The 10,843-nt window shown below is 64.1% G+C and carries 11 protein-coding genes; 6 read left to right on the top strand and 5 right to left on the bottom strand.

The annotated features are described in order from the left end of the window. The first annotated feature begins 202 nt into the window (after nt 1–202). The gene (gene epsL / locus BSY238_RS01735; protein ID WP_083223868.1) at nt 203–1,426 is read left to right on the top strand and encodes an XrtB/PEP-CTERM-associated polysaccharide biosynthesis outer membrane protein EpsL; all 1,224 of its coding nucleotides are present in this window, start codon (nt 203–205) and stop codon (nt 1,424–1,426) included. 7 nt (nt 1,427–1,433) lie between these two features. Here epsL and BSY238_RS01730 read toward each other — a convergent pair whose 3' ends face one another. Genes BSY238_RS01730 through BSY238_RS01710 form a run of 5 tightly spaced genes read right to left on the bottom strand, consistent with a single transcriptional unit; the run spans nt 1,434 to nt 5,526 of the window. Beyond that, nucleotides 1,434–1,970: an adenine phosphoribosyltransferase gene (locus BSY238_RS01730; protein WP_069037637.1), complete on the bottom strand. Its 537-nt coding sequence runs from the start codon at nt 1,968–1,970 to the stop codon at nt 1,434–1,436. After that, on the bottom strand, nt 1,967–3,049 hold the full coding sequence (locus BSY238_RS01725) for an aminopeptidase (protein ID WP_223300228.1): 1,083 nt from the start codon (nt 3,047–3,049) through the stop codon (nt 1,967–1,969). The genes BSY238_RS01730 and BSY238_RS01725 overlap by 4 nt, the downstream gene beginning before the upstream one ends. Next, nucleotides 3,036–4,838, bottom strand: a complete 1,803-nt coding sequence (pabB, locus tag BSY238_RS01720; RefSeq protein WP_069037635.1) for an aminodeoxychorismate synthase component I — start codon at nt 4,836–4,838, stop codon at nt 3,036–3,038. Before pabB ends, BSY238_RS01725 begins: the two co-directional genes overlap by 14 nt. Nucleotides 4,839–4,878: 40 nt before the next feature. Then, nucleotides 4,879–5,190, bottom strand: coding sequence for a DUF3301 domain-containing protein (locus BSY238_RS01715; protein WP_069037634.1), 312 nt, complete (start codon nt 5,188–5,190; stop codon nt 4,879–4,881). A 6-nt stretch (nt 5,191–5,196) separates the two neighbouring features. Then, nucleotides 5,197–5,526, bottom strand: a complete 330-nt coding sequence (locus BSY238_RS01710; RefSeq protein WP_223300227.1) for a hypothetical protein — start codon at nt 5,524–5,526, stop codon at nt 5,197–5,199. A 278-nt stretch (nt 5,527–5,804) separates the two neighbouring features. Here BSY238_RS01710 and BSY238_RS01705 point away from each other — a divergent pair, with 278 nt between their 5' ends. The 5 genes from BSY238_RS01705 (at nt 5,805) to xrtB (ending at nt 10,842) form a co-directional block, all read left to right on the top strand. Next, complete coding sequence (locus tag BSY238_RS01705; protein ID WP_069037633.1) at nt 5,805–6,755, top strand: EpsD family peptidyl-prolyl cis-trans isomerase; 951 nt, start codon at nt 5,805–5,807, stop codon at nt 6,753–6,755. Nucleotides 6,756–6,829: 74 nt separating this feature from the next. Further along, nucleotides 6,830–7,633 (top strand): polysaccharide export protein EpsE, encoded by an 804-nt coding sequence (epsE, locus tag BSY238_RS01700; protein WP_069037632.1) that lies wholly within the window; start codon nt 6,830–6,832, stop codon nt 7,631–7,633. A gap of 12 nt (nt 7,634–7,645) precedes the next feature. Then, a complete protein-coding gene (gene epsF, locus BSY238_RS01695) occupies nt 7,646–9,034 on the top strand; it encodes a chain length determinant protein EpsF (protein WP_069037631.1) in 1,389 nt (462 codons plus the stop codon). Nucleotides 9,035–9,047: 13 nt separating this feature from the next. Continuing rightward, nucleotides 9,048–9,911, top strand: a complete 864-nt coding sequence (epsG, locus tag BSY238_RS01690) for a chain length determinant protein tyrosine kinase EpsG (protein WP_069037630.1) — start codon at nt 9,048–9,050, stop codon at nt 9,909–9,911. 61 nt (nt 9,912–9,972) lie between these two features. Next, complete coding sequence (gene xrtB / locus BSY238_RS01685) at nt 9,973–10,842, top strand: exosortase B (protein WP_069037629.1); 870 nt, start codon at nt 9,973–9,975, stop codon at nt 10,840–10,842. Nucleotide 10,843: the final 1 nt, after the last annotated feature.

The raw sequence follows: 10,843 nt of genomic DNA, 5'->3' as shown, positions 1-10,843 counted from the left end.
CGGGAAGACTTAGCGGTGCCCGCAATACGGAAGTGTTACGCTCAAACTTGGCGAGCATTGAGATTGAAACCGATGTGTTCAAGCTGGGAGGGGCTTCGGCAGGTGCATCGCCGTAGAATAACGGACTGCAGTTGTTCAATTTTTACGATTTGCGCGTCAGCAAGGAAAGCGTCACAGTCTGCAGCCATACTATTTTAGTGCAATGAACAAAAACCTTTCGCTTCTTCCGCGCTCGCTGCAGTGCCTGCTGATGCTGACCTTCCCGCTGTGCGCGTTCGCAGGCGAGGGTGACGTATTCAGCCTCGTGACGTCCGGTGCCTGGCAGTACCAGGACAACGTGTTCTATCTGCCGGACGGACTTGAGCCAACGGCTTTCGGCCCGAACACGCCGCGCGGCGACCACAGCTGGACGGCCACTCTCGGCTTCACCGCCGACAAGATGATAGGCCGCCAGCGGCTGACCGCGAGCGCTTCGCAATCGGCCGTGCGCTACAACGATCTGACGCTACTTGACTACGAAGGCCAGAACATCGCCGCCGGCTGGCAGATGCAGGTCGGCAGCGACTTCTCCGGCAATCTTCGTTACACCAACCGCAAGTACCTAGGCGGATTCGGCGACTTCCGGTCGATCGTACTGGCCAAGAACATCATCGATGCGGAAAGCCTGCGCTTCGACGGCGCATACAAGATCGACGCCTACTGGTCGCTGTTCGGCGGGGTCGGCAAGGACACCCAGCGCAACAGTACGGCAATCCGGCGCCGCAACGATCTCGACATCGAGCGGATCGAAGCCGGCGTACGCTACACGACGCGCGGTGGCACGCAGTTCGAACTGCTCGGCCGGCGCAGCGACGGCGATTATCCGCAGCGCCTGCCGATCTTCAACCAGACCAATTCCTACAAGCAGAAGGATATCGAGGCGCGCATACGCTGGCAGCCGGTCGGTCACTCGCGATTGTCGGGCGCCATCGGCCAGTCCAAGCGCGAGCATGAAAACGTGCCGCAGCGCGACTACGACGATGTTTACGGCCGGGTCGGCTGGGAATGGCAGCCGACCGGACACACGGCCGTGAACTTCCAGGCCGAACGGCAGATTTCGGCGCTGGATGACAATTTTTCCAGCTATTTCCGCACGACGACCTACACCGTTGCGCCCGTTTGGCAGGCCACCGGCAAGATCCGTGTCGATGGCCGTGCGCAGTGGGTCGCGCGCGATGGCGAAGGCGATACCTTCTTCACGGCGCTGGGGTTTGACGGCTCGCCGCGCCAGGAAGATCTGACCACCTACAGTCTCGGCGCAACGTGGGCGATCGAGCGCAACCTGTCGGCCAATGTCGAGGTGCGCCGCGACGAGCGTGAATCGACCAACCAGTTCTTCCAGTACCGCGTGCGCAGCGTGTCCGCTTCGCTGCAGTACGTATTCTGATCGCCTTTCAGTAGCGCAGCAGCGCGCGGGTGTCCCAGCCGCGCGCGGAGAGTCGGGCCGTGCCGCCGAGATCGGGCAGGTCGATCAGGAAGCGAAAGCCGGCGACTTCGCCGCCCGCCAGGCCAATCAATTCACCGCAGGCCAGCGCCGTACCGCCGGTGGCGATCAGGTCGTCGATCACCAGCACCCGGGCGCCCGGCTTCAGCGCGCCGACCTGCATTTCCAGCCGGTCGCTGCCGTATTCCAGCGCGTAATCGATGCCGTGGTTCGGGCCGGGAAGTTTTCCCGGCTTGCGTACCGGCAGCAGACCGCAGCCGAGCCGCTGCGCGACGGCGCCGCCGAGCAGGAATCCTCTCGCTTCGATGGCGGCGACCAGATCGATGCTGTGCGGCGCGACGCCTTCGGCCAGGGCCTCGAGTGCCAGCGAAAAACCGCGCGCGTCGGCCAGCAGCGGCATCACGTCCCGAAACTGTATGCCGGGCGACGGAAAGTCGGGAATGGTGCGGATCAGCGCCTGCAGGTGGCGCGCGTCATCGATGTTCATCGGATCGGTTCCTTTGCCGGTGGCAGATCGAGGCGGGCGCGCCGTTCGTCGCGCGGCAGAGCGGCCAGCTCGCGCAAGGTGGTCCAGACCGCAGGCAGGTCGGGAGACGCATCGATCAGCCGCGTGAAGGCGGGCTTGGCCGCGCTGTACAGGCCGATCGACGCCAGGGTGGCATTGTTGATGTCCTGGGCGAACCATCGGTCATAGCCTCGAAAACCGCCCCAGTCGCGTTCGCGCATGGCGGCGTACTCGTCGCCGAGTGCGGCGATCAGACGTGCCTTTTCCTGCCGTTTTGCGGCGTCGCTCGACGATGAGCGATAGACCGCATCCAGTGCGTCGCGGTACTTCAATACCAGCGCGGCGAAATCGGCGCGGATGCGCTGATTGCGTTCGAAACCCGCGCGCAGGGCGTCCTTGCCCGGCCGCATCAGCCAGCGCCGTACGCCTTCCTCTTCGACTGCGCTGGCAAAGGATTCATTGAATTCGGTGTCGTCGCGCACATAGACGATCTGGTGCGACAGCTCATGCACGATCAGCCGCACCAGTTCGATTTCCGGGTAGTGCATGAAGGTATTCAGCAGCGGGTCATCGAACCAGCCGAGTGTCGAGTAGGCCGGCACGCCGCCGACATGCACATCGAGGCCGTCGGCGCGGCGCGCTTCGGCATAGGCCCGTGCGTCGGCTTCGCTGAAGAAACCCCGGTAACTGACGCAGCCGGCGATGGGGAAGCAGGACTGGGCCGGCTGTACCGACAGCGGGTCGGCCGCAAATACGTTCCACACGACGTAGGGCCGACCGAGATCGGCGTAGCGGCGGTAGCTGCCGTTGTCCGGCAGCGCCATTTCGCGGCTGGCCCAGTCGCGGATTTCGACGGCCAGCGCAAGCCGCTCGCGCAAGGTCTGCGGCGTCGCCGGGTCGGCACCGACCTGTCCGACCGGTCTGGCCAGACGCCACAGTTCGAACTGTCCGCTCGCGGCCTGCCAGTAGTAATGCGGCGAGAAGCTGCTGTTGCAGCCGACGATCAGCGGCGTCAGGCACAGCAGGACCAGGCGACGAAACGCTGCTTCAGCCCGCGTCACGGTCACCGGCGAACGGGTCTGCGTAGGCGGGCACCGGCACCGGTGTGGTGTCGGCCGGGCTGACGTCGAGGCTGACGGGTATCCAGCCGCGTACGCTGTTGATGAACCATACCTGTTGTGCCCGGGAAAGATCGGCACGCGTCAGCACCTGTTCGCGCAGCACGCCGCTGTCCACCAGATCGCGTCTCAAGGTGCCGTCAAGCAGGCCGCTCGCGACCGGTGGGGTGAGTTGCTCGCCGTCGATGTCGAGCACCAGGTTGCCGCGCGTGAATTCGGTCAGTTCGCCGGCATCGTTCCACAGCAGCACATCGAACGCGGAGCCGGCACAGTGCGAGAAGTGGGCGTCATAGACCGAGCGACGGGTGGTCTTGTGATAAAGGAAGGGTTCGGCGCGCGACACCGGTTCGACCGCCAGGCGCACGCTGCAGGCACGCGTGTCGGTGCCGCCGGCGGCCGAGCTGTCGAGCCGCACGTTGCCATCGGCGCCATACAGCAGACGCACGCGAAAGCGGCCTTTCGGGTGGCGCAGTGCATGGGCTTCGAGTGCAGAGCGGGCTGCGTCGGGCGCGGCGAAGCCGAAAAAGCGGGCCGACGAGCCGAGCCGTGCGAGATGACGCTCCAGCAGCGCGTATTCGCCATCGTCGAGCAGCAAGGTTTCGAGCAGCTCGAAATTGCGGGCGGCCCGGGACAGGAAACGGCTCTTGGTGCGCACTTCCTCGTACTCGTCGGCCGCCACCGAATCCCACGTGATGCCGCCACCCAGACCGCAGCGCATCTGGCCGCTGGCGACATCGAGCGTGACGGTGCGGATCGCGACGTTGAACCGGGCGGCACCGCCCGGCGCGATATGGCCGATCGCGCCGCAATAGACCTCGCGCGGCGTGGTTTCCAGGTCCGAAATGATGTCCATCGCCTTGAGCTTGGGCGCGCCGGTGATCGAACCGCACGGGAACAGCGCGGCGAACACATCCTCGATCGTCACTTCAGGGCGCGTGCGTGCGGTGATGGTCGACGTCATCTGCAGCACGGTCGGGTAGTTCTCGATCGAGAACAGATGCGGCACCTGCACGCCGCCCGGCATCGACAGGCGCGACAGGTCGTTGCGCAGCAGGTCGACGATCATCAGGTTCTCGGCGCGGTTCTTTTCCGAATCGCGCAGCCAGCGCGCCAGTTCTGCGTCCTCGCGCGGCAACTGGCCACGGCGCGCCGTGCCTTTCATGGGCCGGGTCGTGAGCACGCCGTCCTGCCAGGAAAAGAACAGCTCGGGCGAAGCGGACAGGATGCGGTGGCTGCCGATGTCGGCGTAGGCGCAGAAGTCGGCCTGCTGGGCGACGCGCAGTCGCTCGTAGAAAGCCAGCGCATCGCCCTCGAACGACGCCAGCGCCCGGATGGTGTAGTTCATCTGATAGGCGTCACCGCGCCGGATCGCGGCATGGATCGCCTCGATGCACTGCTCATAGCGCTCTCGCGGCGTATCCAGTGTCCACTCGGAAACCGAAAAGGCGGCTGGCGCATGGGGCGGCGCATCGAGCGGTGCCTCGTGCAGGCCGAACCACACCAGCGGCAAGGTATTGCCCGGCAATACGCGGGCAGCGCGGTCGAACGCCGGGGCGGCCTCGTACGCCACGAAACCCGTCGCATGCAGACCGTCGCGCGCAGCCTGGGCGACCCGTTGCAGCGCCGGCCTGACGGCAGCGGGCGTTTCGGCACGCACGATCTCCACCGGCGGGCCGAACACCAGACGCCGGGGCAGCCGGCTGGGCGACGCGAAATCCAGTATGAAGGTCATGGGCAGGCGGGTGCGCTCGGGCGGTTCAAGGTCGGACGTGTCAGATGATGTGGGGGGCGATGTACAGCGCCACGACCCGCTTGCCGATCAGGGTGACGGACCCCTGCCGGCGCCGGGTACCGTCATCGCTGTATTCGAAGCCATAGGTGCGCTGGATGCGCATCTGTCCGTTGTCGTCGCGTGCGAGCCAGGCCTTGCGGATGGCCACGGTGTCGTCAAGCAGTTGCACGCCGTCGGCGTGGCAGGCTGCGCGGCTTGCTTCCATGCCGATTTCGCGCGCGCTGAGGCTGTCCAGCCACAACCATATCAAGCCTCCGATGACCAGCAAGGCGCTGAGTTCAAAAACCGGCATGGTCGGTCAGGCCCGCAGTGCGGGCTGGCGCGCGACGTAGCGCGCGAGTTTGTCGTCGGCCTGCTGCGACAGCCGGGCGGCCAGCTGTTCGGGTGTCAGTCCCGGGTAAAGCCGGCTCAGAACCAGCAACATGCACAACAGCACGTCGGCCGCTTCGGCGATGGCGGCTTCCGGTTCCAGCGTCTTGTGCGGTTTGAAACCGCGCTCGACCAGCACGGCCTCGGCCAGTTCGCCGCATTCTTCGGTGAGTTTGCACAGCAGCATCAGCGGATCCATGCGTTCATGGGCCGCGAAAACCTGCAGGGCGCTGAGAAAGGAATCGGCTGGAATGGACATGGTGAACGCGGATGCGATATCAGCGCCGATTCTAGCCTGTGCCGCCACCCGCGCCACAGCTGCCTGATCGCGCACGCCCCGGGATTGAATGGCAAGCGGCGCGCGCGTCTGAACTTGAAACATTGTGCAAACATGCATCCGGAGTCCGCTCCATTACGGAAACATTTCACGCAATGGCGCCGTAACACAGCGCGGGTACTGTTAATGCTTGAGGACTTGGGCTATCTTGGCAATCGACCTAAGTGTCACAAATTCGCAACAAATTTTTCGGGGACAACATGTCACACCACGCAGGTCGAGCACTGGTTCTTTCCATTCTGGCGACGGCAATGCTGGCGGCGTGCGGCGGAGAGAGCGGTGACAAGAAGGTCGCCACACAGGTCGCAGCGAAGGTCAACGGTGGCGAAGTGTCGGTGCATCAGATCAATCAGGTCATGCAGCGCACCAATGTGAGCAGTCCCGAGCAGGCCAAGGCAGCGAGCCGTCAGGTGCTGGAGCGACTGATCGATCAGGAACTGCTCGTCCAGCAGGCGATCGACAAGAAGCTCGACCGCGACCCGAAAACCCTGCAGGCGATCGAAGCCGCCAAGCGCGAAGTGCTTTCACGCGCCTACCTCGAACAGGTTTCGGCGGTTGCGCCCAAGCCGACCGAGTCCGAAATCACCGCCTACTACGCCGAACATCCCGAACTGTTCGCCGAACGGCGCATCTTCAGCCTGCGCGAGCTTGCGATCCAGGCCGGCCCGGAATTCATGCCGAAGCTGCAGGGGTATATGGCGGAACCGCGCAACATGCAGCAGGTTGCAGAGTGGCTGCGGTCCGAGAACGTGCGCTTCACGGCCAATGCGGTGACCAAGCCGGCCGAGCAACTGCCGCTGGAAATGGTCAAGAACATTCACAAGCTCAAGGATGGCCAGGTTGGCATCGTGCGGTCCGGAAACACGATACTGCTGCTCGAAGTGGCGGCGTCGCGCAGCGTGCCGGTCGACGAGAAGGCCGCTCAGCCGGTGATCGAACAGTTCCTGTTGAATCAGCGCAAGACCGAACTGGCGAAGGCCGAGGTCAAGAAGCTGCGTGACACGGGCAAAATCGAGTACCTCGGTGAATTCAGTGCGCCAGCCGATGTGCCGGCGGCGCCCGCTGCGCCGGTATCGGCGACGGAAACGCCTTCGGCAGTGTCGCCGGAGGCAGGCACCGCGGTGGACAAGGGCTTGTCGGGTCTCAAGTAGGACGACGTCCGGCCGCGCTTTCCGGCCCTCTTCCAGAGGGCTTCAGTCACCTTCATCACCTGGATAGGTCCACCATGACGAAGTTTTTGCGCCTGCTGTGTGCATTCTGGTTCAGCGCACTCCTGCTGCCGATGGCCCATGCGGTCGATGCCCGTGAATACGCGCTGGGTTCCGGCGACGTGGTCCGTGTGACCGTGTTCCAGAATCCCGATCTCACCGTTGAAACGCGGGTGACCGAGAACGGCAGCATCACCTATCCGTTGATCGGGGCGGTCAACGTCGGCGGCCTTACGCTTCCGGCCACCGAGAAGCTGATCGCCGACAAGCTGCGTGAAGGCGGCTTCGTGCTGAAGCCTCAGGTCAACGTGCTGGTACTGCAGATCCGCGGCAATCAGGTTTCGGTGCTCGGACAGGTGAATCGTCCGGGGCGCTACCCGATCGAGATCGCCGGCACGACCGTAACCGACATCCTTGCGATCGCCGGTGGTGCGTCGGTCAATGGCGCAGACGTCGTCACGCTGGTCGGTACGCGCAACGGCCAGCCGTTCCGTATGGAAATCGATGTACCTTCGCTGTTCCAGCCGGACGGCATGAAGTCGGACATCGCCGTGCAGGGCGGTGACATGCTGTATGTGCATCGCGCGCCCGTGTTCTACATCTACGGCGAAGTGAATCGCCCCGGAGCCTATCGCCTCGAGCGCGGCATGTCGGTCATGCAGGCGCTTGCCCAGGGCGGCGGCATCACGCTGCGCGGCACAGACAAGCGCATCCGGCTGCATCGGCGCAACGCGACGGGCCAGGTTGATACGATGGAACCCGAAATGGCGTTGCCACTGCAGAGTGATGATGTCGTGTATGTGCGCGAAAGCCTTTTCTGATCGGACGAATTCATGACTTTTCAGCAGTTTCTTCTGATTCTTCGCGCACGCTGGCTGGTCGGGCTCGCCGTGCTCTTCGTGGTGGTTGCAACGACCGTGGCGGTGAGTCTCGTTCTGCCCAAGCAGTACGAGTCGGCGGCATCGGTGCTGATCGACGTCAAGTCGCCGGACCCCATTCTCGGCGTCACCCTGCCGGGGCTGGTTTCGCCGGGCTACATGGCAACGCAGATCGACATCGTGACCTCGGACCGCGTTGCGCAGCGCGTGGTGCGGGTGCTTGGTTTCGAAAAGAGTGCGCAGGCGGTCGAACAGTGGCGCGAGGCGACCGAAGGCAGGGGCTCGATCGAGGCCTACTTCGCCGAGCTTTTGAAGAAGAAGCTCGATGTGCGCCCGTCGCGTGAATCGAACGTGCTGTCGATCGCGTTTTCCGGCCAGGATCCGGCGTTTTCGGCGGCCGTCGCGAATGCCTTTGCCCAGGCCTACATCGATACCAATCTCGAACTGAAGATCGAGCCCGCAAAGCAGTACGCCGCGTGGTTCTCGGGGCAGTCGAAGTCGTTGCGCGAAGAGCTCGAAAAGGCGCAGACCAAGCTGTCGGAGTTCCAGAAGGAAAGCGGCATCGTTAACACCGACGAGCGGCTCGACATCGAGAATGCCCGTCTGGCCGAACTGTCGAGCCAATACACGGCGATTCAGGCGCAGCGCAGCGACAGCGCATCGCGTCAGGCTCAGGTCAGCCAGTCGCAGATCGAAACGCTGCCCGAAGTGCAGCAGAATTCTCTCATCATCGGGCTCAAGTCCGAACTTGCGCGCGGCGAGGCGCGCATGACCGATGCCAGTCAGCGTTTCGGACGCAATCATCCGGAGTACCAGCGCGCACAGGGCGAAGTGGATTCGCTGCGCGCCAAGCTGGAAGCTGAAATGAAGAAGGTCGCCAGCACGCTGGGTACCAGCAACCGGGTCAATGTGCAGCGGGAAGCGGAGGTCAAGGCGTCCCTGGCGGCACAGAAGGACAAGGTTCTGGAACTGAAGAAGCAGCGTGACGATCTGGCAGTGCTGCAGCGCGAGGTCGAAAGTGCGCAGCGCGCCTACGATGCCGTGGCGCAGCGCTTCACTCAGACCAGCCTGGAAAGTCAGACCACGCAGACCAATATCGTCGTGCTGACGCCGGCCACGCCGCCGCTGGAACATTCCAGCCCGAACCTGCTGCTGAACACGCTGGTTGCCATATTCCTCGGCGTGCTGCTGGCCGTGGGCACCGTGCTGCTGCTCGAACTGCTCGACCAGCGCATCCGCGGTGATGATGACCTGCAGCAGCTTCTCGGGGTGCCCGTACTGGGTCTGATCTCGACCGCCAAATTCGGCAAGGGCGCCAAGCGCGCCCGCGCAGCCGTCGCCTGAAGGACACTCTGGAATGAATGCATCCACTTCGCTCGACACCGGCTCCGGCCGGGCCATCGGCGCAATCCTCATCGACGCCGGCCGGCTCAGCCCGGACGGCGCCGAACGTATCCTGCGCGCCCAGCGCGACGGCGGTCTGCGCTTTGGCGATGCGGCGATTTCGCTCGGTCTGCTGAAGGAATCCGACATCCAGTTCGCGCTGTCACGGCAGTTTGACTACCCCTTCCTGCAACCCGGCGAAAGCAGTGTCAGCGACGAGGTCGTTGCGGCTTACCGTCCCTTCACGCACCAGGTCGAAGAGTTGCGTGCGCTGCGCAGCCAGTTGATGCTGCGCTGGTTCGATGCCGAGGCCGAGCGCAAGACGCTGGCCATCGTCAGCCCGGAACGCGGCGAAGGGCGCAGCTTCATCGCGGCCAATCTGGCCGTGGTTTTTTCTCAGCTCGGCGAGCGCACGCTGCTGATCGATGCCGACATGCGCAATCCGCGCCAGCACATGATGTTTTCCGTCAGCAACCGGCTCGGCCTGTCGGAAACGCTGGTCGGACGCGGTGGCCCGGAAGCGGTGCAACGCGTGCCGGCGCTGCTTGACCTGTGCGTCATGCCGGCGGGTGCGGTGCCGCCGAATCCGCAGGAGCTGCTGTCGCGACCGATGTTCAGCCAGCTGCTCGGCCAGCTGGCGAAGGATTTCGACGTGATCCTGATCGACACGCCAGCAGGCGCCGAATACGCCGATGCCCAGACCATCGCCGTGCGGGCCAGTGGCGCGCTGATGGTGGCGCGCAAGAACGTGAGCCGCGCGTCGCGCCTGCACCGTCTGGCGGACGAGCTGGTCACCGCGAGTGCCACCCTGGTGGGCTCGGTGATGAACGAGCCCTGATGTTCCCGGTCGAAAGGCTTTCCCGCTCGTGAATCCATCGTCCATGTCTTCCCAGTCTTCGATGCGGCTCGGTCTGCATGCCCTGTCTGCAGGCTGGGCCCCATTCTGGATCGTCATCGCCGGCATGGCGGCCATGTACGGGCCGAGCTTCCACGACCTGTTCAATGGCATATGGGCCACCGACGAGAACGCGCACGGCCCGATCGTGCTCGCCGTTGCCCTCTGGCTGCTGTACACCAAGTGGAACGAGATCGCCGACAGCATCGAGTACGCACCGGCGCCCGCGCTCGGCTGGCCGGTACTGGTGTTTTCGCTGCTGCTGTACGCGCTCGGGCGCTCGCAGGACATCCTGATCTTCGAAATCGGCTCGCTCATTCCGCTGCTGGCCGGGCTGCTGCTGGTGTTCTTCGGCAAGTCGACGCTGCTCAGGCTGTGGTTTCCGCTGTTCTTCATGCTGTTCATGATTCCGCTGCCCGGTGTGCTGGTCGACACCATCACGCAGCCGATGAAGATGGGCGTGTCCTGGGCGGCGGAACATCTGCTGTACGCCCTGGGTTACCCGATCGCCCGTACCGGCGTCATTCTCGTCATCGGTCAGTATCAGCTGCTGGTGGCGGATGCCTGCGCCGGCCTGCATTCGCTGTTCACGCTGGAAGCGCTCGGCCTGCTCTACCTCAATCTGGTGAAGCACGATTCGCTGAGCCGCAACATCACGCTGGCCATCCTGATCGTGCCGATCTCGTTCTGCGCCAACGTCATCCGGGTCATCGTGCTGACGCTGATCACCTACCACTTCGGTGACGAGGCAGGGCAGGGCTTCCTGCATGGCTTTGCCGGCATGGTGCTGTTCATCAGCGCGCTCATCCTGATCATCGGCGTCGATTCAATGCTGCGCTTCGGCGTGCGGGTGGCCGAGCCACGCGCCAACTGAG

Origin of the sequence: Methyloversatilis sp. RAC08, assembly GCF_001713355.1 — a bacterium.
Taxonomy (GTDB): domain Bacteria; phylum Pseudomonadota; class Gammaproteobacteria; order Burkholderiales; family Rhodocyclaceae; genus Methyloversatilis.
This window is presented reverse-complemented; position numbering and strand designations above follow the sequence as displayed.